The following is a 21,799-nucleotide window of genomic DNA, read 5'->3' as shown; positions in this document are numbered from 1 at the left end:
CAACGCGCATTCGCGACCCTCGGCCCCGGCGCCCCAGCCGCACGCCCCGCTCCCCGCCACCGTCGCACCCGCCCGCCCTGCCACCCAGCCACGCAGCCGCACCCCCCAACGCGCAAGGTGCCGCCGGGCAGCCTCGGCTGAGGGGGTCGGTGTCGTGGAGGGCTACCCTTCAGGGGTGACCAAGGAGCAGACCCCCACCACCCCCGAAATCGCCGGTCCGCGCCCCCGGCGGCTGACGTATGCGGCGGCGCTCACCGCGTTGGAAGGGGTGGCGCTCGCTGTCGGGGGGCTCTGGGTGCTTGTGCTGGGGCTTGCCGGGGAGCCGGACGACCGGCAGCAGGCCGTCACGCTCGGCGTGACGCTGGTCGCCCTCGCCCTGCTGCCCTTGCTCGCCGCGCGGGGGCTGTTCGCTCTGCGCAGCTGGAGCCGGGGGCCGTCCGTCATCACGCAGATCATGGCGCTGCCGGTGGCCTACAGCCTGTTGCAGGCCGACAGCATGGCTATTCCGGCGGGGATCGCGATCGCCGTGGTCGCGATCGCCACGCTCGTGCTTCTGATCAACCCGGAGACGACCCAGGCCCTCGGGATCCGGGGGCCCGGCAGCGCGCAGGACCAGAAGTAGTCGCCGGCTCTCGAGCCGCCGTCACTCCTCGACCAGCAGCTTCTCCCGCAACTGCGCCAGCGTGCGCGCCAGCAGTCGGGAGACGTGCATCTGGGAGATGCCGACCTCCTGCGCGATCTGCGACTGGGTCATGTTGCCGAAGAACCGCAGCAGCAGGATCCGCTTCTCGCGCGGCGGGAGGTCTTCCAGCAGCGGCTTGAGCGATTCCCGGTACTCGACGCCCTCCAGCGCCTCGTCCTCCGCGCCGAGGGTGTCCGCGACCGCCGGGGACTCGTCGTCCGTGTCGGGGACGTCCAGGGACAGCGTGGAGTATGCGTTGGCGGACTCCAGGCCCTCCAGGACCTCCTCCTCGGAGATGGCCAGCTTCTCGGCGAGCTCGTGGACCGTGGGGGAGCGGCCGTGCTGCTGGGACAGCTCGGCCGTGGCCGTCGTCAGAGCCAGGCGCAGCTCCTGGAGCCTGCGCGGGACGCGGACCGCCCAGCCCTTGTCGCGGAAGTGCCGCTTGATCTCGCCGACGACCGTCGGGGTCGCGTACGTCGAGAACTCGACGCCGCGGTCCGGGTCGAAGCGGTCGACCGACTTGATCAGGCCGATGGTGGCGACCTGGGTGAGGTCGTCGAGCGGCTCGCCGCGGTTGCGGAAGCGGCGCGCGAGGTGTTCGACGAGCGGCAGGTGCATGCGGACCAGCTTGTTGCGCAGCTCCGCGTACTCGGCGCTGCCCTCCTTCAGCGTGCGCAGCTCGACGAACATGGCGCGCGCCCCGCTGCGGTCCTGAGGTTCGTGCTGCGTGGCCTGCGCGCTGTGCGCGCCCGTCGCCTCGTCCTCGGCGTTTCGCTCGTGCTCGCTCATCGTCCCGCCCGTCGCCCTCTCCCGAGCCCTCGCCCCCACGCGGACAGGGGAGACCCCGATCCGCCCACCCGGAAGCGCGCCCTGCACGGCACCTTCGTCCTCCCGGCCCTCGCCCAGGAAGCCGGCCTCCGTCGAGGCGTCCTCCGGGTGCGGCCGGGCCTGCTCGGGAATGCCGTCGATGCCGTCTGCCATGCGTCGGGATCCGCTCGGACCGCTCGGGCCCGCCCCCAGGCTCTCGGCTCCGCCCGAGCAGGGGGGAGTGCTCTCCGGCAGCTCCCGTGTGCCGCGCTCTTCGTCCCGCACCGGCCCGTCCCCGTTCCTCACGCCGGCCCGGGTCCCGCGCCGCGCTGTTTGTAGAGGCTGATCGAAACGGTTTTGTCCTCGTCCACGGCCGAGGAGACCTTGCCCGCGAGGGCGGACAGGACGGTCCAGGCGAAGGTGTCCCTGGAGGGGGCGTGGCCGTCCGTGGTCGGGGCCGAGACGGTGACCTCGAGCGAGTCGTCGACGAGCCGGAAGACACAGCTGAGCACCGAGCCGGGCACGGCCTGCTGGAGCAGGATCGCGCAGGCCTCGTCGACCGCGATGCGAAGGTCCTCGATCTCGTCGAGGGTGAAGTCCAAACGGGCGGCGAGGCCGGCAGTCGCCGTACGCAGCACCGACAGGTAGGCACCCGCAGCCGGCAGCCGGACTTCCACGAAGTCCTGGGTCGCGGGCTCGCCTGCGATCTGGGACACCCTCACCTCCAAGGTGGTACAAGCTTCTCGGGGCCGAGGGTCGCCCCCCGGGGTAACGCGATGTGTGGTTCAGCGGTGACGCTATCGCGCTCTGAACTTTCCTGTCCCCAGGACCCCAACCCCTTGCTGTCACTCATAGTAAACACACGGATACGCTCCGTGGCTAGGGGGTCTGCGGGCCCAATTGGGAAGAGCGCGCGCCGGTTTGACGTACCCAGGCGTCAGACGGTCGAACCGTCCGGATCCCCAGTCGTCCAGCGTACGTCCGCGTCACACCAGTACGTGGTCCACGAAGCACCAGCGCCAGCGCTCGCCGGGCTCGAACGTCCGCATGATCGGATGCCCGGACTGTTTGTGGTGCTCCGTGGCGTGCCGTCCCGGCGAGGAGTCGCAGCAGCCGACATGACCGCAGGTGAGGCACAACCGCAGCTGCACCGGATGCGCTCCGTCCGCCAGGCACTCCGGACACGTGTCGCTGAGCGGACCGGGTTCCGGGTGCGGCAGCGCGTCGGCGTGCGTGCACTGTTTCATGATTGCCAGGTTACGACGGCCGCGCGCAGGGCCGCGCGGAAAATCGAGGGCGGGCCACGACGACGATGATCGACGACGGGCGAAGACCATGAACGGGTCGCCGGCCGGGCGGCGCGGACTCGGGCGAGTGGGGATGGGTGGGCGAGACGTATGGACGTGATGCCGCTTCTGTTGCTGGTGGCGGGGAGTGCCGCCGTGGCCGCGGCAGCGCGGCGGACGCCGGTGCCGGCGCCGCTGCTGCTCGTCGCGGCCGGGCTCGCGGTGTCGTACGTACCGGGTGTGCCCGAGTACACGCTCGACCCGCACATCGTCCTGCCGCTGGTGCTGCCTCCGCTGCTGCACAGCGCGGCGACGGAGAGCTCGTATCTCGATCTGCGGGCTCAGCTGCGCCCCGTGATGCTGCTGTCCGTCGGCTACGTCCTCTTCGCGACCTTCGCCGTCGGCTGGGTCGCGTACATGGTCGTCCCGGGCCTGCCGCTGACCGCCGCGCTGGTGCTGGGGGCGGTGGTGGCGCCGCCGGACGCGGTCGCGGCCACCGCGGTCGCGCGCCGGGTCGGGCTGCCGTCCCGGATCACCACGATCCTGCAGGGCGAGTCCCTGGTGAACGACGCCACCGCGATCACCGCCTACCGGGTCGCCCTCGCGGCCTCCGTCGGTGAGGGCGCCACCTGGGCGGGCGGCATCGGCGAGTTCCTGCTCGCCGCGGTCGGCGGCATCGGCGTGGGGCTGGTCCTGATGGTGCCGATCCACTGGCTGCGCACGCACCTCAAGGAGGCGCTGCTGCAGAACACGCTCTCCCTGCTGATCCCGTTCGTCGCCTACGCCGCCGCAGAGCAGGTGCACGCCTCCGGAGTGCTGGCCGTCGTGGTCGTCGCGTTGTTCCTGGGACACCGCGCGTGGGAGGTCGACTTCGCCACCCGGCTCCAGGAGGAGGCGGTGTGGAAGATGGTCACGTTCGTGCTGGAGTCGGCGGTCTTCGCGCTGATCGGACTGCAACTGCCCGTCGTACTCAAAGGCCTTGGCGAGTACGAGGGTGGCCGCGCCGCCTGGTACGCGCTCGCCGTCTTCGTCGTGGTCGTCGTGTCGCGGTTCGTGTGGGTGTATCCGGCGACGTTCCTGCCGCGGATGATGTCGGCGCGGATCCGGGAACGCGAGGACAACCCGACCTGGAAGGGGCCCTTCATCATCTCCTGGGCCGGGATGAGAGGAGTCGTCTCGCTGGCGATCGCCTTCTCGATCCCGCTCACGGTGCACGGCGGCGAGGCGTTCCCCGAGCGCAACCTCATCCTCTTCCTGACCTTCACGACGGTCATCGGCACGCTCGTCGTCCAGGGCGTGACGCTGCCGCCGCTGATCCGCCTGCTGCAGCTCCCCGGCCGGGACCCGCAGGCCGAGACACTGGCGGAGGCGAACGCCCAGGCACAGGCCTCCCGGGTCGCCGAACAACGCCTGGATGACCTCCTCTCCGACGAACGCAACGCCCTCCCCGAGCCCCTGGCCGACCGCCTGCGAGCGGTCCTGGAACGCCGCCGCAACTCCGTCTGGGAACGCCTGGGCCAGGCCAACCCCGTCACCGGCGAATCCGTCGACGACACCTACCGGCGCCTGTCCCGCGAGGTGATCGGCGCCGAGCGCGCGGTGTTCGTGAAGCTGCGGGACGGTCGCTACATCGACGACGAGATGCTGCGGACGCTGCTGCGACGGCTGGACCTGGAGGAGGCGGCGGCATACAGGGAGGCCGGGTGAGGTCGCCGTACAACGGGCCGTCGACCACCCGCCGCGCGCTCACTCGTCGCCGAAAGGAGCCCCGGTCACGACGGCTGCCACCGTGCCCCCGCGCGGAAGGACGCCCTCCTCGGCCAGGGCGACAAGCCCATACAGCAACTTGGCGACATAGAGACGCTCGACGGGCACCCCGTGCCGCCCCTCGAAGTCATCGGCGAACGCATGAAGTTCAGGAGTCGTACGGCCGTACCCCCCGAAGTGGAACCGCTCGTCCAACCGCCAGTCACCCCGCGGCCCACCGAAGGCGTCCACCTGGAGTGCCCGTACGTCGTCGGCCAGGAAGCCACCCTTGAGGACAGGTATGCCCAGGGCCTGCTGACCGGGACCGATCCCGGCGGCGAGCCCCGCCAAAGTCCCGCCCGTCCCACAAGCGACCGCAACGACCTCGGCCAGCCCCCGCAACTCCTCGCCGAGCGCACGGCATCCCCGTACGGCGAGGACGTTGCTGCCGCCTTCCGGGACGACATACGCCCCCTCCGCACCCGCCGCACGCAAGATGCCCGCCAGTGTTTCCGGCTCTGCCTTGCTCCGGTACGTCGACCTGTCGACGAAGTGCAGCCGCATACCGTCGGCCACGCACCGCGCCAGCGACGGATTGAGGGGCCGCTCGGCCAGCTCCTGGCCGCGTACCACGCCGACCGTGGGCAGACCGAGGAGGCGGCCCGCGGCGGCGGTGGCGCGCAGGTGGTTGGAGTAGGCGCCGCCGAAGGTGACGACCGTACGGCCGGCCGCGGCCGCGAGGTTCGGGGCGAGCTTGCGCCACTTGTTGCCGATCAGTTCCGGGTGGATCAGGTCGTCGCGCTTGAGCAGCAGCCGCACACCACGCCGCTCGAACCGCTCGTCCGCGAGCTCCTGCAGCGGGGAGGGGAGCCGGGGGCGGAGATCGGTGAGATCGGGCACGGCGTCGGGGCTGGTCACGTGGGCATTGTCGCCCGAGGCGGGGTGGCTGCGTCGGCTGGACGGTGCCACCAGGTGGCCGCCTGCTGGCGGCTTGCCCGGCGTGGGGGCTGGGCGGGGGCGGGTGCGCTCGCCCGCGCTGGCGGGGTGCCGCCTCTGTGGGTCGGGAGCCGCCCCAGCGGCACGACTGCCCGCAGCTACGTCGGCATGGCGGCCGTAGCTGCGCGGGCTGTGGCTGCCGCGGCGGGGTAGGCGTGGCGGCCGTAGCTGCGCAGGTTGTGGCTGCCCGCGGCTGGGTAGACGCGGCGGCCCGCAGCTACGCAGGCTGTGGCGGCCCACGGCTGCTCAGGCTGTTGCGGCCTACGGTTGCGCAGGCTGTGGTGGCCCGCGGCTGGGTCGGGCTGACGACTCCGCGGCTACGCAGGCGGCTGCAGCCGCGCAGGGATGGCGCGTACCCCCGCGGGCCTGCAGTCGCGTACGGCGGGAAGGGGACGTGTCGGGGGTGTCCGCCCGCAGTGGCCGGCGTCAACACGCAGTACCTCCTGGCATAAGGGCAACCGCCGGTCCGAGGACGGACACCCCCCGGCACGGCCCCGACCCACCCACCGACCCGTAGGCGCTACGCGCACCCCCACCCCACCCGCACAGGCCGCCGCAGGCATCCCCGCCGAACCGCCGGAGGCCGCCGCAGGCATCCCCGCCGAACCCCCGGAGGCCGCCGCACGGCATCCGCCCTACTGCAACCGCTCCCGTATCCGCCCCCGCATCCACGCCATCGTGAACCCCCGCGGATCCACCTTCCCCGGCTGCCACTCCAGGTGCCCGATCACCGACCGCTCCGTCCAGCCGTGATGGCGGCAGATCGCCGCGGAGACCCGTTCGATCGCCTCCAGTTGGGGCTCCGGCCACGGATCCCGGCCGTCACCGAGGTTCTCGCACTCGAAGCCGTAGAAGTGGCGGTTGCCGTCGGTGTTGGCCTCGTTGTCGGGTGGCAGGGGGTCCTCCGCGATGACGGCGCGCAGGACGTCGTCGTCGCCCAGGCCGGCATGGTTGGCGCGGCCGTAGCCGACGAGATGGACCCTGCCGTCCTTCGTGATGACGCCGTGGCACAGCGGACCCGGCAGCCCGGCGTAGCCGTTGCGGCAGAGTTCGACCGTGTGCTCGCTGCCCTCGGTCACGGTGTGATGGATCATCACGCCATGGACGGGGCCCCACGGCCCCACGTGGTTGCGGTTGTGGTGCTCCCAGTCGCCGACTTCGACGACCGTGGCGCCCTCCGTACGCAGTCTCTCCAGAAACCTGCTCGCGGACATGGGTGTGGCCATGCCGCCTCCTTCGTCGGACAGGTCGGACAGGACACGTGCGAACAAGGCGGTGCGACAGAACCGTGCGAGTGGACAAGGGACCTCTGATTGCCCAGCAGTCCGTGATCCATTCCCGCTCTTTCGGGTAATAGCACAGACACACACCGTGATGGAAGGCTCTGTCATGCAGATCGCGATGCGCGGTGCCAGATGGGCGCCGGGGCATGACCGGGAGGGCAATTCCTTATGTCGGTAGGCGAAGAGGTCCGCACGGAGCAGGTCAAGCCGCAGCAGAGCCTCGGCACTGCGGCCGCGCGGAACCTGGCCACCACGACCAAGTCCGTACCCCAGATGCAGGAGATCAGCTCCCGCTGGCTGCTGCGCATGCTGCCATGGGTGGACATCCAGGGCGGCACCTACCGGGTGAACCGACGGCTGACGTACGCCGTCGGCGACGGCCGTGTGACATTCGTGAAGACCGGCGACAGTGTCGAGGTCGTCCCCGCCGAACTGGCCGAACTGCCGGCGCTGCGCTCGTACGACAACGAAGAGGTGCTCTCGGAACTCGCCCGGCGCTGTGAGCAGCGAGAGGTGGCCGCCGGTGAGGTGATCGCCTCGTTCGGCAGCCCGGCCGACAAGGTCTACCTGCTCGCACACGGCAAGGTCGAGAAGATCGGCACGGGCCCGTACGGCGACGACGCGGTCCTCGGAGTCCTCGCCGACGGTGCCTACTTCGGCGATCACGCGCTGCTCGACGGCGAGCCCATCTGGGAGTACACCGCCCGCGCGCTCACCGCCTGCACGGTGCTCGTCCTCTCCCGTCAGGACCTCGACCAGGTCGCCGAACGCTCCGACGGCCTGCGCGAGCACCTCGAGCAGCGTCGCTCGATCCCCGAACAGCGCACCAACAAGTACGGCGAGAAGGAGATCGACCTCGCCGCCGGCCACACCGGCGAGCCGGACATCCCGCACACCTTCGTCGACTACGAGGCCAGGCCCCGTGAGTACGAACTGAGCGTCGCCCAGACCGTCCTGCGCATCCACACGCGCGTGGCCGACCTCTACAACCAGCCGATGAACCAGACCGAGCAGCAGCTCAGGCTGACGGTCGAGGCGCTGAAGGAGCGCCAGGAGCACGAGCTCATCAACAACCGCGACTTCGGTCTGCTCCACAACTGCGAGTACGACCAGCGGATCCAGCCGCACAACGGCGTGCCGAGCCCGGACGACATGGACGAACTGCTCTGCCGGCGCCGCGGCACCAAGCTCTTCCTGGCCCACCCGCGCGCGATCGCCGCCTTCGGCCGTGAGCTCAACCAGCGCGGACTGGTCCCCGAGACCATCGACTTCGGCGGCAACCGCATCCCCACCTGGCGCGGTGTGCCGATCTTCCCGTGCAACAAGATCCCGGTCACCGAGGCGCGTACGTCCTCGATCATCGCCATGCGTACCGGCGAGGAGGACCAGGGCGTCATCGGCCTGCGGGCCACCGGCATCCCGGACGAGATCGAGGCCGGCCTGTCCTGCCGGTTCATGGGCATCAACGAACAGGCCATCATCAAGTACCTGGTGACGGCCTACTACTCGGCCGCGGTCCTGGTGCCGGACGCCCTCGGTGTGCTGGAGAACGTCGAAATCGGGCGCTGGGGGTGACGTTTCCGCACCTGGGCGCCGTGTCTCCGGCCGTCGGGGCGGGTACATCCCGGTCGTATGCGCCCAGCCGCAGCGGAAGCGCCACCGTCCGCGGACCCTCCGAGGGGGATGCCATGGCCGAGTTGACGACGGGGACGACGCGGCCCTCCACCGTGACCGGCGCGCTCGACGGCCCCGAAGCGATGGTGATCCTGGAGCGTGCCCGGGCTTCGGTCGACCCCGAACTGCGCGCCGCCGTCGACTCGTTGCCGGGCTCCATGCGCCGGATCGTGCGCTACCACTTCGGCTGGGAGCACGCGGACGGCACCCCGGCGGCGGGCAACTCGGGCAAGGCGATCCGTCCGGCCCTCGTCCTCACCGCGGCCGCCGCGCTCGGCGGGCCGGGGGCGCGGGCGGCGGCCGTACCGGCGGCCGTGGCGGTGGAACTGGTGCACAACTTCACGCTGTTGCACGACGACGTGATGGACCGGGACACCACGCGCCGGCACCGGCCCACCGCCTGGACCGTGTTCGGCGACGCCGACGCGATCCTCGCCGGGGACGCCCTCCAGGCGCTGGCCCTGCAGTTGCTCGCCGAGGACACGCACCCGGCGTCCGCGGCGGCCGCCGCCCGGCTCGCGGCGTGTGTCGTCGAGCTGTGCGCCGGGCAGCATGCCGACACGGCGATGGAGAAGCGGGGCCCCGGCGACGTCGGCCTCGACGAGGTGCTCGCCATGGCCGAGGCCAAGACGGGGGCGCTGCTGGGGTGCGCCTGCGCCCTCGGCGCGCTGTACGCGGGCGCGGCCGACGAGGACGTGACGGCGCTGGACGCGTTCGGCCGGGAGGCCGGGCTCGCCTTCCAGCTCATCGACGACGTGATCGGCATATGGGGCGACCCGAGCCACACCGGCAAACCGGCCGGCGCGGACCTCGCCGCCCGCAAGAAGTCCCTTCCGGTCGTCGCCGCGCTGGCCTCCGGCGGTCCGGCGGCGGCGGAACTGGCCGCGCTGTACGAAGTGCCGTACGACAAGGAGGACGAGGAGAGCGTGGCGCGCACCGCGCTCGCCGTCGAGCGGGCAGGAGGACGCGACTGGGCGCAGGCTCAGGCCGCCGACCGGATGGCCCGCGCCATGCAGGAACTGGCCCGCGCGGTCCCCGACCCGGAGGAGGCAGGCGGACTCCTGGCCCTGGCGGAGTTCGTGACGCGACGCACCAACTGAGGACCACGACAGTGACGGCGACACCGCGCAAGGCCGCGGCAGCCGGTGGCAGCCCGACCCAACGCCACGGCAGCCGACGGCAGCACGGCCCAAGCTCACGGCGGCCGACGGTTCGATACTTGAGGCCGCCGCAGCCGACGGCCGTACAACTCAAGGAGTGCAGCCGACGGCAGCACGGCCCAAGCTTGCGGCGGCCGACGGTTCGATGGTTTGGGGCCGTCGGAGCCGACGGCCGTACAACTCAAGGCCACGACAGCCGGTGGCCGCACGGCCGAGGTCCCCGCGGCCGGCGGGTGTCCAGACCCCGGAGCCACGGGGCCGTACGGTTCCTGACCCCGTACGGCCGGTGAGGGCTCCGGACCGGCGGGTCCCGCACATCCCCACGGTGTGCGGGGCCCGTCCCTGTGTACCGGCCCGCGCACCGGTCGGATCTCGACAAACTGGTTCCGTGGGAGGCGCGCACGCCCCACGCACGCCCCAATCCCCCTACGATCAAGGCCGGTTGACACGAAGGGGCGGAGACACATGGGTGTGGCGATCCGGACGGCGGGCGAGGGCGACCGGGATCTGGTGATCGGGCTGCTGGACGCGGCGTTCCAGGACGACCCGGTCAGCGGCTGGGTGTTCCCCGGTGAGGAGCACCGCCGTACCACGCATCCCCGGCTCATGGCCGCCTTCACCGACATCGTGCTCGCCGACGGCCGCATCGACGTCACCGAGGCCGGCACGGCCTGCGCCCTGTGGCTGTCCATCCCCGCCCAGGACCACGGGCTCGACCCCGAACACGCCGACGACGAAGGCCCCGCCCGGCTGCGCGCCGAGATCGATCCGGACAACGAGCGCGTGGAGCAGATCGCTCGGCTGACGGCCGCCATCCACCCCACCGGCCGCGCTCACGAGTACCTGTGGATGATCGGCGTCGCCCCCCAGCACCAGGGCCAGGGCCTCGGCGCCGCGCTCATCACCTCGGTCCTCGACCGCTGCGACCAGGACGGCCTGCCCGCCTATCTGGAGGCCAGCAACGCCCGCAGCCGGAAGCTGTACGAGCGCCTCGGATTCGAGCTCAAGGGCCGCCCCCTCGACCTCCCGGACGGCCCCCGGATGTGGCCGATGTGGCGCGAGCCGCGCGGCTGAGCCGCACCCGGCCACCCCGGTCTGCTCCTCAGCCGCAATCGCCGGCCTGCTCCTCAGGTGCAATCGCCGACCTACCGCTCAGGCGCACTCGTGCTCCGGCGCAACCGCCGACCTACTCCTCCGGCACGATCGTGCCCGCGATCCGCTCGACCAGCCCGTCCGGCACGCCGACCCCTGGCAGCACCCCGTCCAGCACCTCCGGCAGCGTCAGGTGCTCCAGGAGCAGCCCCAGCATGGCGAGATAGAGCACGACGACGACCTCGTCGCCGCCGGGCAGCCCGGCGTTCCGGTGGAACTCCATGGCCTCCTCCAGGTCGCCGCGCACCGACTTGGTGAAGGAGGAGCGCAGTTCGGGGCGCCGGCCGGCCTCCAGGCGCATCTCCAGCAGGGCCAGATAACCCGTTCGGTCACGGGTCGCGCGGGCCATCAGGTCGTGCATGAAGGCGGTGACCACGGAGCGGTTCTTCGGCCGCGCCAGCAACCCGGCCATCACCTCCGGATCGGGTGCGAGCCGCACGTGCAGCCGGGCGTCGATCTGCCGGAACAGGTCGTCGCGCCCGGTGAAGTAGTTGGAGGCCGTGCCGACCGGCACCCCGGCCTCGGCGTCCACCGCGCGGAACGTCAGCCCGCGCGCCCCCTCGCGGGCGAGCACCTCGACGCCCGCGTCGACGAGCGCGGCCCTGCGCTCCGGATTGCCCGCCATGCGGAATCCCCTCTCTCACTTTCATCCGTCTCCGGAAATACCCTTGCGACCACTACAAGCGAAGTACTACAACTGAAGCACTACAGCCGAAGTGGTTGTTCGTCACCTTACGAAAAGAGACCGGTTTGCGAAAGCTCACGTACTACATCGCCTGTTCGATCGACGGGTTCATCGGAGACCCGGGCGGCGACGGATCGAACATGGTTCGCTTCGCCGACGAGGAGTTCGTCGAGTTCGTGACGAGCGAGTATCCGGAGACCCTGCCGACCCACGTCCGCCAGGCCCTGGGCATCGACGATCTGGGCAACAAGCGGTTCGACACGATCATCCAGGGCCGGGGCAGCTACAACGAGGCCCTGAAGGACGGCATCACCAGGCCGTACGCCCATCTGCGCGAGTACGTCGCCTCACGCACCCTGAAGGAGTCGCCCGACCCGAAGGTCGAGATCATCGGCGACGACCTGGTGGCCAAGGTGCGCGAACTCAAGGCGGAGGACAGCGGCTTCGGCATCTACCTGTGCGGAGGCTCGCAGATCGCGGGGCAATTGCTCGACGAGATCGACGAACTCGTCATCAAGACGTACCCGACCGTGTACGGCACGGGCATGCCGATGTTCGGCTCCGGCTTCGCCGTCACCGACTTCACCCTGGAGTCGGTGCACAGCTTCGGCAACGGCGCCGTCGTTCGTACGTACAGCAGGAAGCGCTGACGCCCCACCCGCCCTACCCTGAGGACATGGCCAGCGAAGAGCACGCCTGTCCCGAGTGCGGACAGCCCGTGGAGACGGTCGTCAAGCGTCACAAGACGCTCGGCGCGTGGGTCCCGGTGTGGGTGGCCGGCCCCTGTCGCAACCCGAAGTGCGAGGCGTACGCCGAGGAAGGCGCCGAGCACGAAGAGAAGCGCGAGGAGCCCGACGTACCGACCACCAAAAATCCCTGAACCCGTGTCGAGAATCCCGGCCCGGCTCCGACGTCCCCTGTGAGAGCCGCCCACCGACCGAAAAGAGCGGCGGGTGGCCCGAGCCGACGGAAACCGAAGGAGCGGACTGATGAAGTACCTGGTCATGGTGCAGGGCACGCAGGCGGACTACGAGGCGATGCGCGGCAAGGCGTCCGAGCACTCCGCGGCGTGGAGCCAGGAGGACATCCAGGCGATGTACTCCTACATGCAGTCCATCAACGACGATCTCGCCGAGACCGGCGAGATGATCGACGGGCAGGGCCTGGCCGAGCCCGCGAAGGTCCGGCACGTCACGCTGGGCGAGGACGGCAAGGCGGTGATCACCGACGGGCCGTACGGCGAGACGAAGGAGCTGCTGGCCGGCTACTGGGTGCTGGACTGCGCGAGCCTGGAGCGGGTCACCGAGATCGCCGAGCGCGTCGCCCGCTGCCCCCAGCCCCCCGGGACGCCCGTGTACCCGGTGGTGATCCGGCCCATCCTGGACGGCGCCGGTGACATCTGAGCCGTACCCCGGCGGACAGCCGAGCCGGCCATGAGCGCCACACCCGACACCGAGGACCTGCTGCGCCGCCACGCGCCGCAGGTCCTCGGCGCGCTGGTCAGACGGTACGGCCAATTCGACACCGCCGAGGACGCCGTACAGGAGGCGCTGCTCGCCGGGGCCGAGCAGTGGCCGCGGACCGGCGTCCCGGACAACCCGCGCGGCTGGCTGATCAAGGTCGCCGCACGCCGGCTCACCGACGCCCTGCGCGCGGAGGAGGCGCGGCGGGCCCGGGAGGACAAGGTCGCGGCGCTGACGCCACGGGACGCCTTCACGGCCCCGCCACCAGGAGCGGACCGCGCTCCCCGCGAGAACGACACCCTCACGCTCCTCTTCCTGTGCTGCCACCCGAACCTGACCCCGCCTGCCCAGATCGCCCTCACCCTGCGCGCCGTCGGCGGACTGACCACGGCGGAGATCGCCCGCGCCTGTCTGGTCCCCGAGGCGACGATGGCCCAGCGCATCAGCCGGGCCAAGCAGAAGGTCCGCGGTGTGCGCTTCGGGCGCCCCGACCACTGGGAGGACCGTCTGCCCGCGGTCCTGCAGACCCTGTACCTGATCTTCAACGAGGGCTACACGGCGACCTCGGGCGCGAACCTGCAGCGGCGGGACCTCGCAGGGGAGGCGATCCGGCTGACCCGCGAGGTCCACCGCCTCCTCCCCGACTCCGGTGAGGTGGCCGGCCTCCTCGCCCTGATGCTGCTCACCGACGCCCGCCGCGACGCGCGCACCGGCCCGCACGGGGACCTCGTGCCCCTCGACGAACAGGACCGCGACCGCTGGGACAAGGCCGCGATCGAGGAGGGCGTCGCCCTGGTCACCCGGGCGCTCGCGAAAGGACCTGCCGGCCCGTACCAGCTGCGCGCCGCCATCGCCGCCGTCCACGACGAGGCGCCCTCCGCGCAGGCGACCGACTGGCAGGAGATCCTCGGCCTCTACGACGTCCTCGTCCGCCTCGTCCCCGGCCCCGTCGAGCGCCTCAACCGCGCGGTCGCCGTCGCCATGGTCCGGGGCCCGCGTGCGGGGCTGGCCGAACTGGCCGCGCTGGAGGACGAGTTGGGGGCCGGGCACCGCCTGGACGCGGTCCGCGGCCACCTCCTGGAGCGGGCGGGCGCGCGGGAGGAGGCCCGCGCCGCCTACGAGTCCGCGGCCGCCAAGACCCTGAGCCTGCCGGAACAGCGCTATCTGCACGCGCGGGCGGCACGCCTGAGGCCGTAGCCCGGGCTGCCGTAGCGTTGGCCCATGCCCGAACACACGTACATCCTCCACATCACCGAGCGCTCCCTGTGGGAGGCGGCCCGCGAGCGCGGTGCGTACGAGATGTCGACGCGCGGCCGCACCCTCCAGGAGGAGGGCTTCATCCACTGCTCGACCCGCGCCCAGCTCCCGTCCGTCGCTGCCTTCCTGTACGGCTCCTACGAGGGCCCGGACGAGCTGGTGGTGCTGGTCGTGGATCCCGCGCGGCTCGGCGTACCGCTGAAGTACGAGGCGCCGAAGCCCGGGGGCGAGGAATTCCCGCATGTGTACGGGCCCATTCCGGTGGACGCGGTGGTCGAGGTGGAGCCGTGGGCGTGACCGGGCGGCGCCGGTTATGGCGGTGGGTCGTGGCGGTGTGGGTGATCGTCGTGGGCGTCGCGGGCGGGGTGACGCTGTGGCTGCAGGACTCGACGGAGCCGCGGCGGTACGGCTGGGAGGAGGCCGGTCCGACGCCCTCGTCGTCGGCCTCGGTCTCGTGGCAGACGCTGTGCCCGAGCGCCACGCCCGCGGAGGACGGCTCCGTTCTCTGCTTCGTCAGGAACCGGCCTTAGGCAGGCCGGCCGTCTCCGGATCCCGCCCCGTCAGGCAGTACACGCCGCCCGCCGGGTCGCGCATCACCGTCCAGTGGGAGCCCTGGGCGACGAAGGCCGCCCCCAGCTCCTCGTGCCGGGCGCGAGTCGCCTCGATGTCCGCGCAGGCGAGGTCCAGGTGGGCGGAGGCGTGCCCCTCCCCGCCGGGCCGCTCCTCGCCGGGCCGCTCCCCGCCGGGCCGCTCCTCGCCGGGCCGCTCCTCGCCGAGGCGCTGGAGCAGGATGCGGATCGGCAGCCCGGCCGGCGGCCTGAGTACGTGGAACTCGGGGCGGGAGCCGGGCGCCGACTGCCAGCCGTCCAACAGGGCGCTCCAGAAGGCGACTTCGACGTCGTACAGCGAGGGCGGTACGTCGACGCAGACCTGGTCGAGCCGGCTGCCGCGCACCACGGGCGGCCGTACCGCCTCCCCGTGCCACGGCACGGCACAGAACAACTGCCCGGCGGGCGACCGCAGTACGGCCCACCCGTCGTGCTCGGCGGCGATGCCCGCGCCCAGCCGAAGCGCCGACTTCACGAGGTCCGGTACGTCGTCCACGGCGAAGTCGAGGTGCGCGCCACCGGTACCCGAGTCGACCCCCTGGGCCTTGACGCAGGCGTCGGCGCTGCCGCTCGGCAGCAGCGTGACGAACTCGCCCCGCTCACCGCGGACTTCGGACAGCCGGGTGTCCGTGACGGCCGTCCAGAACTCGCAGGCCCGGCCGAGGAGGTCGGCGGGCCGGTCGACGAAGGCGTAGGTCCAGCGGATGCTCATGGTGTGATCGTAGGTCCACGCCGGCTCCGCATGCCCCTTACCAATCGCGCGCCTCCTCCTGGGACACGCTTTGCCGTCAGTTCCCCGGATATTGGCCTGTCCTTGTTTGCATTGGGGAATGGATCACATCACGTTCCTGGTGGCGGTCGTCGTCATCACGGCCCTCGCCTTCGACTTCACCAACGGATTCCACGACACGGCGAACGCGATGGCCACCTCCATCGCCACCGGGGCGCTGAAACCGAGAACGGCCGTCGTCGTCAGCGGCGTCCTGAACGTCATCGGCGCCTTCCTGTCCACCGAGGTCGCCAAGACGATCTCCGGCGGCATCGTGGACGACGCCCTCGTCACTCCGGGCATGATTTTCGCGGGCCTGGTCGGGGCGATCCTGTGGAATCTCCTCACCTGGCTGGTCGGGCTGCCGTCCAGTTCGTCGCACGCGCTGTTCGGCGGGCTGATCGGGGCCGTCTGGGTCGGTGCGGGGTCCCACGGCGTGCACTTCGACAAGGTTGCCGAGAAGGTACTGGTCCCGGCGGTGGCCTCGCCGGTCGTGGCGGGAGTCGCCGCGCTGCTGGCCACGTACCTGGCGTACAAGCTCACTTCTCGCGCTCGCAAACAGTCCGTCACCAAGGGCTTCCGCCTCGGCCAGATCGCCTCCGCCTCGCTCGTCTCGCTGGCCCACGGCACGAACGACGCGCAGAAGACGATGGGCGTCATCACGCTGACCCTGATCTCGGCGGGCGCGCTGGGCCACGACGCGGGCCCGCCCTTCTGGGTGATCGCCTCGGCAGGCCTTGCCATCGGTCTCGGCACCTACCTCGGCGGCTGGCGGATCATCCGCACGATGGGCAAGGGCCTGACGGAGATCCAGTCCCCGCAGGGCTTCGCCGCCGAGACGGCGTCCACGACGGTGATCCTCACCTCGGCCCACCTGGGCTTCGCCCTGTCCACCACCCAGGTCGCCTCCGGCAGCATCCTCGGCGCGGGTCTGGGCCGCCGGCTGGCGGAGGTCCGGTGGGGCGTGGCCGGCCGCATGGTCGTGGCCTGGCTGGTCACCCTGCCCGCCGCGGCGCTGGTGGGCGGCGTGTCGGCGAGCGTGGTCAAGCACGGCGGCAACGTCGGTACGGCCGTGGTCGCCCTGGTGGGCGCCGCCGTGGCCGCCGGCATCGTGTTCGTCTCCCGCCGCAATCCGGTGTCCGCGCACAACGTCAACGACACCCACGAGGTCACGATCCGCGACGCGGAGCCGACCCGGGTCGGCACGGCCGCCTGAGAAAGGGGAGTTCGCATGCATCTCGACTGGACCGCACTCGGCCAGGTCGCCGCGGTGAGCCTGGCCGTCACGGTGGCCGTGGTCACCGTCTTCGCCCTCGGCGTGCTGGGCCTGGCCCGCCACGAAGGGGCACGCGAAGAGGGCGGCGGCACGTCCACCCTCGGCGTCGCCCAGGCCGGGCTGTGCTTCCTCGCCTGTGCGGCGGTGGTGGCGTACGGGATCCATCTGATCGTGCCGCAGTTCCACTGACGGCTGAAGCGGCCCGGCCCGCCGAGTGTCGAGCCCGGCTCCTTCACGTACCGCTCAGAGCCGTTCGTACACCGTCACCCGCCGCCCGCGGACCTGCTCGTCGGCCACGACCGTGAAGTACTCCTTCAGCACCGCGGTCTTCACCTTGTCCCGTTCGTTCGACAGCGGACGGGCCACGTCGGGCGCGTCGGTGACCAGCAGTATCCGGTGCTGTGCCAGCATCGCGGACCGTATCCGGGCCGGAGCCGCCTCCTCGCCCTTCAACGTCCCCGACGCCACCGGGCTCCTGGCCAGCGCGACGTCCCGCAGGCCGGCGAAGCGACCGGGGGAGACCAGCGCGGTGTCGCGCCGGGCCGCCGGCAGGAAGACCACTGCGTCGCCGGTCTGCTTCAGCCGCCGCACGTCCGCCGACACGGCCAGGACGTCGTCCACCCGGCTGGCCGGAGACCGCTTGGCCAGCGACTGCGGCAACAGCGCGAGCACCGCCACGGCGACCGTCACCGGGACGAGCCAGGGCGCCGCTCTCGGGAACCGCGGCCCGGCCGCCCGTACGGCCGTGTTCAGCGCCGTGCCGATCAGCAGGGCCAGACCGAGCATGCTGAACAGGACGTACCGGTCCAGGAACAGCGGCCGGACCAGGCAGAGGCCGAGGAGGCCGATCTGCGGCACCGCCAGCAGCGGCAGCCCGACGGCCGCGACCGACAGCCGTCCCGTGCGCGGCCGGTCCAGCAGGGCCCCGAGGCCGCCGATCGCCAGCAGGATCGCCGGGCCGATCAGCATGTGCCAGGTCAGCGGCGGGATCCAGGAGACCTGGTCGGACTGGCTCCGGCTGAACAGGATCAACGGCAGCACGGCGGCGACGGCGCCCGTCGCGGCCACCGCCCAGCGCGTCCAGGTCCCGCGCCCGGCCCGCGTCCAGAGGAGGGTCGCCAGATGTGCGGGCAGGATGAGCAGCGACAGCCAGTTCAGCAGCCCGCACACCGCGACCGTGCCCCCGTACGCGGCCCAGTGCACCGCCCGGCCGCGGCCCTGAAGGACCGTCACCAGCAACAGCGTGGACACCCCGGCCCCGGCCGCGACCAGCGCGTACGGGCGCCCCTCCTGCAGATGGAACTGCACGGCCGGCAGCAGCCCGAACGCCAGCCCTCCCGCCAGGCCCGCCCATCCTCCGGCCAGTCGCCGGCCGATGACCGTGACACAGGCCGCCGCCACGGCCATGGCCAGCACGGAGGGCAGTCGCAGGGTGGTGGTACTGGCCCCGAACCACTCGAACAGCCCGTGCATCAGCAGGTAGTAGAGCCCGTGCACGGCATCGACGTGCCCCAGCATGCGCCAGATGTCGGCGACGGACCGCCGGGCCACCTGCCAGGTCGCGGCCTCGTCCCGCCACACGCTGTCCTGCCGGGACAGCCCCCACAGGCCGAGGGCCAGGGTCCACAGCATCGGGATCGGCCACAGGGGCAGGCGGCGGTGCAGGGGATTCTCCCGGGGAATCGACATCCAGTACGGCGGGGGAGATGCCGCCGGGTGATGTGGTCCCCTTAGTGGTCCGCCACTGACCCGCTGCCGCGGAGCACGCCGAAGCACGCCCCGGCCCGAGCGGCCGAGACGGGATCCGAACGGTGCTCGACTTCCCCCGTGAGGCACCCACCTCGCAGGTCACGCGAGGGGGTGGACATGCCAGAACCTACGGGAACGGGGCGATGTACAGCCACCTTTCGCCGCGTGAACACAATCACCGGGGATGCAGGGAACCTCGAGACAGCCGAGCCGTCCGGTAGGTCGCGTTCGTTACTTCTGCCGTATGTGCAGATGGCCGTCGAAGGGACAGTCGGGCGGTGCCGTCGGCAGGAGCCCGGACAGTACGCTTCCAGCGCTCGGGGTGCGACTCCCCGGCCGCGCGCGTGGGCGGCGGTCCAGTAGCCGACCTCGGCGGACGTGGAGCCCGGTGTGACGTTTTTGAGGACTGCTTGACCTGCCAACCGCCCGGGGCCGTCAGGAAGTTGAGGTTCCACCACGGCGAATGCGAAGCGGTCTCCCGCTTCCCGGCCTCGCCGCTGATCCTCGATCCACCGTGCCGCGTCGGCTCGTCGCCCGCGGCGACGAGCCCCGACGACGCCACGGGACTCGCAGGGCCGTGACGGCCCAGCCGATCGCCGGTGCCAGGGGTTCCAGGGCCGGCCTGCCGTTGATCAGGGCGAGCAGGTGGAAATAGCGGTCCAGGCAGCGTGCTCCGCGGCGACCTGGACGGGCGAAGAAAACCGCACCCGGACCGTCGGGACGCCGTGTACGGCGGCCTGCGGGCCGGGTGCGGTAGAGGGGACCAGGGCGATCCAAGGAAGCGCTGGTCGAGCGGCGTGATCGAGGATCAGGCCTTCTTGGTCTCCCAGAAGATCTTGTCGATCTGGGCGATGTAGTCCAGAGCCTTCTGACCGGTGGCCGGGTCGGTGGACGCCTTGGCGGCCGAGAGGGCCTTCAGGGCGTCGTTGACCAGCTGGTGCAGCTCGGGGTACTTCTCGAAGTGCGGGGGCTTGAAGTAGTCGCTCCAGAGCACCGAGACGTGGTGCTTGGCGAGCTCGGCACGCTGCTCCTTGATGACGGTGGCACGCGCCTGGAAGTGCGGGTCGTCGTTGGCGGCCATCTTCTCCTGGACGGCCTTCACCGACTCCGCCTCGATGCGGGCCTGGGCCGGGTCGTACACACCGCAGGGCAGGTCGCAGTGTGCGCTGACCTTGACCTTGGGGGCAAACAGGCGGGAAAGCATGGAGCATTCCTTCCTCGTGATCGTCTTCTCAGGTGGGACATTACTCCCTGCAAGACGGGTTTTCGCGAGTGCCCCCATGGGCTTAGGACAAAAGTCCAGGGTCAGACTGAGACTGGTGGAGGACCGTACCGGGGAGGTGCCGGGGATGCCGGAGTTGTCGCAGGAGACCGAGCGGGGGCGGGCGGACCGGCCCTTCGGGTGGGCCGAGGTGACCGGTCCGTCGATGGTGCCCACGCTGTACCACGGCGATCTGCTCGTGGTGGCGCACCGGGGCCGGATCAGGCCCGGGGACGTGGTCGTGCTGCGGCATCCGTTCCAGCAGGACCTGCTCGTCGTCAAACGCGCCGCCGAGCGGCGTGAAGGCGGCTGGTGGGTGCTCGGGGACAACGCGTACGCCGGCGGCGACAGCACCGACTACGGAGTCGTGCCCGACGAGCTGATCCTGGGCAAGGTCCGGCTGCGCTACCGGCCGCGCAAGCCGGATCAGCGCTCGCCGTTCGCGCTGGCGCGCTGGGCGCTGTCGGCGGTGCGGCCCGTCTTCGCCGACCGGTCGGCCTCCAGGCGTTTGCGGGCGCGGTAGGCGGCCACGTTGGCGCGGGTGGCGCAGCGGTCCGAGCAGTAGCGCCGGGAGCGGTTGGTGGACGTGTCCAGATAGGCGTTGCGGCACGGGGCCGCCTCGCACAGGCCCAGACGGTCGACGCCGTACTCCGTCAGGTGGAACGCCAGGCCCATCGCCGCGATCGCCGCGTAGCCCGCGGTCGCGTTCGACGGGTGGTCCGCCAGGTGCATGTGCCACAGGGGGCGCCCGTCGTCGTCCCGGAAGTCGTGGCCGGAGATCTGCGGGCTCACCGGGAACTCCAGGAGGAGTGAGTTCAGCAGGTTCACCGCCAGCGTCTCGTCGCCCTTGTCCGCCGCCTCGAAGACCGCCCTCAGCCGCGCACGGACCGAGCGGAAGCGGGTCACGTCGGCATCGGTGGCGCGGCGACCTGCCTCCTGACTGACGCCGAACAGGTCGCGAACGGCCTCGACCGAGGTCAGCGAGTCCTTGCCCCGGGCCGGGTCCTCGCTGTTGACGAGTCGTACGGCGTAATCCGAGTAATAGGCCAGTTCCACTTGTAGTCCTTACGGAGGCGTTCTATCGTCGTCGTGCGGGTCGGGTAACAGCTGATCGTGCTTCCAGGGTATTACGTGACGTACGCGATGGAGGGGCTCGATGACGGACACGGACATCACCACGACGACCGCCGACTGGCCTGCCTGGCAGGAGAGCTGGGACCGGCAGCAGGAGTGGTACATGCCCGACCGCGAGGAACGCTTCCGGATCATGCTCGACATGGTGGAGGCCCTCGTCGGCCCCGCCCCGCGCGTGCTCGATCTCGCGTGCGGCACGGGAAGTATCACGGCCCGGCTGCTGGCGCGGTTCCCCGAGGCCACCAGCACCGGCGTCGACCTCGACCCCGCGCTCCTCGCCATCGCCGAGGGCTCCTTCGCGGGCGACGAGCGGGTCACCTTCGTCACCGCCGACCTCAAGGACCCGGACTGGCCGGCGAAGCTGCCGTACGACTCGTACGACGCCGTCCTGACCGCCACGGCCCTGCACTGGCTGCACCGTGAACCCCTCGCGGCCCTCTACGGTCAGGTCGCGGAGCTCGTCCGCGACGGCGGTGTCTTCATGAACGCGGACCACATGATCGACGAGTCGACGCCCCGGATCAACGCGGCCGAGCGCGCCCAGCGCCACGCCCGCATGGATCAGGCCAAGACGGACGGCGCCCTCGACTGGTCGGAGTGGTGGCAGCTCGCCGCCAAGGACCCGGTCCTCGCCGGGCCGACGGCCCGCCGCTTCGAGATCTACGGCGAGCACGCCGACGGCGACACGCCGTCCGCCGAGTGGCACGCGCGCGTACTGCGCGAGAAGGGGTTCGGGGAGGCACGGCCGGTGTGGTGCTCGCCGTCGGACACGCTGCTGCTGGCGCTGAAGTAGCCGCCGGGAGCGTGAAGG

Annotated in this window: 25 protein-coding genes and 1 pseudogene; 15 read left to right on the top strand and 11 right to left on the bottom strand. The window is 71.4% G+C overall.

Annotated elements, in window-relative coordinates:
• Positions 1-175 precede the first annotated feature (175 nt).
• The gene (locus ACZ7L6_RS10950) at positions 176-622 is read left to right on the top strand and encodes a hypothetical protein (RefSeq protein WP_471922190.1); all 447 of its coding nucleotides are present in this window, start codon (positions 176-178) and stop codon (positions 620-622) included.
• 21 nt (positions 623-643) lie between these two features.
• Here the strand turns inward: ACZ7L6_RS10950 and ACZ7L6_RS10945 are convergent, their stop codons facing one another.
• The 3 genes from ACZ7L6_RS10945 to ACZ7L6_RS10935 all read right to left on the bottom strand — a co-directional run bounded on the left by ACZ7L6_RS10945 (position 644) and on the right by ACZ7L6_RS10935 (position 2,736).
• Positions 644-1,774, bottom strand: coding sequence for an RNA polymerase sigma factor SigF (locus tag ACZ7L6_RS10945; RefSeq protein ID WP_471922188.1), 1,131 nt, complete (start codon positions 1,772-1,774; stop codon positions 644-646).
• A gap of 17 nt (positions 1,775-1,791) precedes the next feature.
• Positions 1,792-2,205, bottom strand: a complete 414-nt coding sequence (locus ACZ7L6_RS10940; RefSeq protein WP_004925829.1) for an ATP-binding protein — start codon at positions 2,203-2,205, stop codon at positions 1,792-1,794.
• 270 nt (positions 2,206-2,475) lie between these two features.
• Positions 2,476-2,736 carry a UBP-type zinc finger domain-containing protein gene (locus tag ACZ7L6_RS10935; RefSeq protein ID WP_433047438.1) on the bottom strand — a complete coding sequence of 87 codons (261 nt, stop codon included), beginning with the start codon at positions 2,734-2,736 and terminating at the stop codon, positions 2,476-2,478.
• A 150-nt stretch (positions 2,737-2,886) separates the two neighbouring features.
• On the opposite strand from ACZ7L6_RS10935, the gene ACZ7L6_RS10930 reads away from it, so the two are divergent.
• Positions 2,887-4,482: a Na+/H+ antiporter gene (locus tag ACZ7L6_RS10930; RefSeq protein ID WP_471922185.1), complete on the top strand. Its 1,596-nt coding sequence runs from the start codon at positions 2,887-2,889 to the stop codon at positions 4,480-4,482.
• Positions 4,483-4,521: 39 nt separating this feature from the next.
• Here ACZ7L6_RS10930 and ACZ7L6_RS10925 read toward each other — a convergent pair whose 3' ends face one another.
• Both ACZ7L6_RS10925 and ACZ7L6_RS10920 read right to left on the bottom strand, forming a co-directional pair.
• Positions 4,522-5,439 (bottom strand): 1-aminocyclopropane-1-carboxylate deaminase/D-cysteine desulfhydrase, encoded by a 918-nt coding sequence (locus ACZ7L6_RS10925; RefSeq protein WP_471922182.1) that lies wholly within the window; start codon positions 5,437-5,439, stop codon positions 4,522-4,524.
• Positions 5,440-6,152: 713 nt separating this feature from the next.
• Positions 6,153-6,743 carry an N-acetylmuramoyl-L-alanine amidase gene (locus tag ACZ7L6_RS10920; protein WP_471922179.1) on the bottom strand — a complete coding sequence of 197 codons (591 nt, stop codon included), beginning with the start codon at positions 6,741-6,743 and terminating at the stop codon, positions 6,153-6,155.
• 225 nt (positions 6,744-6,968) lie between these two features.
• On the opposite strand from ACZ7L6_RS10920, the gene ACZ7L6_RS10915 reads away from it, so the two are divergent.
• The 3 genes from ACZ7L6_RS10915 to ACZ7L6_RS10905 all read left to right on the top strand — a co-directional run bounded on the left by ACZ7L6_RS10915 (position 6,969) and on the right by ACZ7L6_RS10905 (position 10,708).
• The gene (locus ACZ7L6_RS10915) at positions 6,969-8,375 is read left to right on the top strand and encodes a family 2B encapsulin nanocompartment shell protein (protein ID WP_471922177.1); all 1,407 of its coding nucleotides are present in this window, start codon (positions 6,969-6,971) and stop codon (positions 8,373-8,375) included.
• Positions 8,376-8,488: 113 nt separating this feature from the next.
• Entirely contained in the window at positions 8,489-9,574 is a 1,086-nt protein-coding gene (locus ACZ7L6_RS10910; RefSeq protein ID WP_471922175.1) for a family 2 encapsulin nanocompartment cargo protein polyprenyl transferase, read from the top strand.
• Between the two features lie 525 nt (positions 9,575-10,099).
• Positions 10,100-10,708, top strand: a complete 609-nt coding sequence (locus ACZ7L6_RS10905; RefSeq protein WP_471922173.1) for a GNAT family N-acetyltransferase — start codon at positions 10,100-10,102, stop codon at positions 10,706-10,708.
• A gap of 112 nt (positions 10,709-10,820) precedes the next feature.
• Here ACZ7L6_RS10905 and ACZ7L6_RS10900 read toward each other — a convergent pair whose 3' ends face one another.
• On the bottom strand, positions 10,821-11,411 hold the full coding sequence (locus ACZ7L6_RS10900) for a TetR/AcrR family transcriptional regulator (RefSeq protein ID WP_471922171.1): 591 nt from the start codon (positions 11,409-11,411) through the stop codon (positions 10,821-10,823).
• A gap of 125 nt (positions 11,412-11,536) precedes the next feature.
• Between ACZ7L6_RS10900 and ACZ7L6_RS10895 the strand changes: the two genes are divergently transcribed.
• The 6 genes from ACZ7L6_RS10895 (at position 11,537) to ACZ7L6_RS10870 (ending at position 14,721) form a co-directional block, all read left to right on the top strand.
• On the top strand, positions 11,537-12,121 hold the full coding sequence (locus ACZ7L6_RS10895; protein WP_471922170.1) for a dihydrofolate reductase family protein: 585 nt from the start codon (positions 11,537-11,539) through the stop codon (positions 12,119-12,121).
• Between the two features lie 26 nt (positions 12,122-12,147).
• Positions 12,148-12,351: a hypothetical protein gene (locus ACZ7L6_RS10890; RefSeq protein WP_471922168.1), complete on the top strand. Its 204-nt coding sequence runs from the start codon at positions 12,148-12,150 to the stop codon at positions 12,349-12,351.
• A 109-nt stretch (positions 12,352-12,460) separates the two neighbouring features.
• Positions 12,461-12,874, top strand: coding sequence for a YciI family protein (locus tag ACZ7L6_RS10885; RefSeq protein WP_471922166.1), 414 nt, complete (start codon positions 12,461-12,463; stop codon positions 12,872-12,874).
• Between the two features lie 30 nt (positions 12,875-12,904).
• Positions 12,905-14,131: an RNA polymerase sigma factor gene (locus ACZ7L6_RS10880; RefSeq protein WP_471922165.1), complete on the top strand. Its 1,227-nt coding sequence runs from the start codon at positions 12,905-12,907 to the stop codon at positions 14,129-14,131.
• Positions 14,132-14,155: 24 nt separating this feature from the next.
• Positions 14,156-14,488, top strand: coding sequence for a DUF952 domain-containing protein (locus ACZ7L6_RS10875; RefSeq protein WP_471922163.1), 333 nt, complete (start codon positions 14,156-14,158; stop codon positions 14,486-14,488).
• The gene (locus tag ACZ7L6_RS10870) at positions 14,479-14,721 is read left to right on the top strand and encodes a hypothetical protein (protein WP_471922161.1); all 243 of its coding nucleotides are present in this window, start codon (positions 14,479-14,481) and stop codon (positions 14,719-14,721) included. The genes ACZ7L6_RS10875 and ACZ7L6_RS10870 overlap by 10 nt, the downstream gene beginning before the upstream one ends.
• Here the strand turns inward: ACZ7L6_RS10870 and ACZ7L6_RS10865 are convergent.
• Positions 14,705-15,511 (bottom strand): VOC family protein, encoded by an 807-nt coding sequence (locus tag ACZ7L6_RS10865; protein WP_471922160.1) that lies wholly within the window; start codon positions 15,509-15,511, stop codon positions 14,705-14,707. The genes ACZ7L6_RS10870 and ACZ7L6_RS10865 overlap by 17 nt on opposite strands.
• A 118-nt stretch (positions 15,512-15,629) precedes the next feature.
• Here ACZ7L6_RS10865 and ACZ7L6_RS10860 point away from each other — a divergent pair, with 118 nt between their 5' ends.
• Together ACZ7L6_RS10860 and ACZ7L6_RS10855 are read left to right on the top strand one after the other, a co-directional pair.
• Positions 15,630-16,784, top strand: a complete 1,155-nt coding sequence (locus ACZ7L6_RS10860) for an inorganic phosphate transporter (protein WP_471922157.1) — start codon at positions 15,630-15,632, stop codon at positions 16,782-16,784.
• Positions 16,785-16,799: 15 nt separating this feature from the next.
• Positions 16,800-17,033: a hypothetical protein gene (locus tag ACZ7L6_RS10855; RefSeq protein WP_471922154.1), complete on the top strand. Its 234-nt coding sequence runs from the start codon at positions 16,800-16,802 to the stop codon at positions 17,031-17,033.
• Positions 17,034-17,087: 54 nt separating this feature from the next.
• Here ACZ7L6_RS10855 and ACZ7L6_RS10850 read toward each other — a convergent pair whose 3' ends face one another.
• From ACZ7L6_RS10850 to sodN, 3 genes and pseudogenes are all read right to left on the bottom strand, one after another.
• On the bottom strand, positions 17,088-18,533 hold the full coding sequence (locus ACZ7L6_RS10850) for a glycosyltransferase family 39 protein (protein WP_471922151.1): 1,446 nt from the start codon (positions 18,531-18,533) through the stop codon (positions 17,088-17,090).
• Positions 18,534-18,824: 291 nt separating this feature from the next.
• A pseudogene (locus ACZ7L6_RS10845) lies at positions 18,825-19,120 on the bottom strand (GNAT family N-acetyltransferase); the annotation flags it as partial.
• A 281-nt stretch (positions 19,121-19,401) separates the two neighbouring features.
• Positions 19,402-19,797 (bottom strand): superoxide dismutase, Ni, encoded by a 396-nt coding sequence (sodN, locus tag ACZ7L6_RS10840; protein ID WP_020123534.1) that lies wholly within the window; start codon positions 19,795-19,797, stop codon positions 19,402-19,404.
• A 145-nt stretch (positions 19,798-19,942) separates the two neighbouring features.
• On the opposite strand from sodN, the gene sodX reads away from it, so the two are divergent.
• Positions 19,943-20,377: a nickel-type superoxide dismutase maturation protease gene (gene sodX / locus ACZ7L6_RS10835; protein WP_471923359.1), complete on the top strand. Its 435-nt coding sequence runs from the start codon at positions 19,943-19,945 to the stop codon at positions 20,375-20,377.
• Here the strand turns inward: sodX and ACZ7L6_RS10830 are convergent.
• Positions 20,281-20,910 (bottom strand): CGNR zinc finger domain-containing protein, encoded by a 630-nt coding sequence (locus ACZ7L6_RS10830; protein ID WP_126395015.1) that lies wholly within the window; start codon positions 20,908-20,910, stop codon positions 20,281-20,283. The two genes, sodX and ACZ7L6_RS10830, sit on opposite strands and share 97 nt — an antisense overlap.
• A 100-nt stretch (positions 20,911-21,010) precedes the next feature.
• Here ACZ7L6_RS10830 and ACZ7L6_RS10825 point away from each other — a divergent pair, with 100 nt between their 5' ends.
• On the top strand, positions 21,011-21,781 hold the full coding sequence (locus ACZ7L6_RS10825; protein ID WP_471922145.1) for a class I SAM-dependent methyltransferase: 771 nt from the start codon (positions 21,011-21,013) through the stop codon (positions 21,779-21,781).
• The last annotated feature ends 18 nt before the right edge of the window (positions 21,782-21,799 follow it).

The organism is Streptomyces sp. NPDC107522, assembly GCF_055657525.1.
Note: the sequence above shows the minus strand (reverse complement) of the source record. Positions and strands in the feature narration are given on the sequence as shown.

Coding starts and splice junctions, on each gene's coding strand:
- ACZ7L6_RS10935 (WP_433047438.1), bottom strand. CDS start 2,736: ATGAAACAGTGCACGCACGCCGACGCGCTGCCGCACCCGGAACCCGGT.
- sodX (WP_471923359.1), top strand. CDS start 19,943: ATGCCGGAGTTGTCGCAGGAGACCGAGCGGGGGCGGGCGGACCGGCCC.
- ACZ7L6_RS10890 (WP_471922168.1), top strand. CDS start 12,148: ATGGCCAGCGAAGAGCACGCCTGTCCCGAGTGCGGACAGCCCGTGGAG.
- ACZ7L6_RS10825 (WP_471922145.1), top strand. CDS start 21,011: ATGACGGACACGGACATCACCACGACGACCGCCGACTGGCCTGCCTGG.
- ACZ7L6_RS10850 (WP_471922151.1), bottom strand. CDS start 18,533: ATGTCGATTCCCCGGGAGAATCCCCTGCACCGCCGCCTGCCCCTGTGG.
- ACZ7L6_RS10910 (WP_471922175.1), top strand. CDS start 8,489: ATGGCCGAGTTGACGACGGGGACGACGCGGCCCTCCACCGTGACCGGC.
- ACZ7L6_RS10865 (WP_471922160.1), bottom strand. CDS start 15,511: ATGAGCATCCGCTGGACCTACGCCTTCGTCGACCGGCCCGCCGACCTC.
- ACZ7L6_RS10860 (WP_471922157.1), top strand. CDS start 15,630: ATGGATCACATCACGTTCCTGGTGGCGGTCGTCGTCATCACGGCCCTC.
- ACZ7L6_RS10885 (WP_471922166.1), top strand. CDS start 12,461: ATGAAGTACCTGGTCATGGTGCAGGGCACGCAGGCGGACTACGAGGCG.
- ACZ7L6_RS10880 (WP_471922165.1), top strand. CDS start 12,905: ATGAGCGCCACACCCGACACCGAGGACCTGCTGCGCCGCCACGCGCCG.
- ACZ7L6_RS10855 (WP_471922154.1), top strand. CDS start 16,800: ATGCATCTCGACTGGACCGCACTCGGCCAGGTCGCCGCGGTGAGCCTG.
- ACZ7L6_RS10920 (WP_471922179.1), bottom strand. CDS start 6,743: ATGGCCACACCCATGTCCGCGAGCAGGTTTCTGGAGAGACTGCGTACG.
- sodN (WP_020123534.1), bottom strand. CDS start 19,797: ATGCTTTCCCGCCTGTTTGCCCCCAAGGTCAAGGTCAGCGCACACTGC.
- ACZ7L6_RS10900 (WP_471922171.1), bottom strand. CDS start 11,411: ATGGCGGGCAATCCGGAGCGCAGGGCCGCGCTCGTCGACGCGGGCGTC.
- ACZ7L6_RS10905 (WP_471922173.1), top strand. CDS start 10,100: ATGGGTGTGGCGATCCGGACGGCGGGCGAGGGCGACCGGGATCTGGTG.
- ACZ7L6_RS10915 (WP_471922177.1), top strand. CDS start 6,969: ATGTCGGTAGGCGAAGAGGTCCGCACGGAGCAGGTCAAGCCGCAGCAG.
- ACZ7L6_RS10875 (WP_471922163.1), top strand. CDS start 14,156: ATGCCCGAACACACGTACATCCTCCACATCACCGAGCGCTCCCTGTGG.
- ACZ7L6_RS10930 (WP_471922185.1), top strand. CDS start 2,887: ATGGACGTGATGCCGCTTCTGTTGCTGGTGGCGGGGAGTGCCGCCGTG.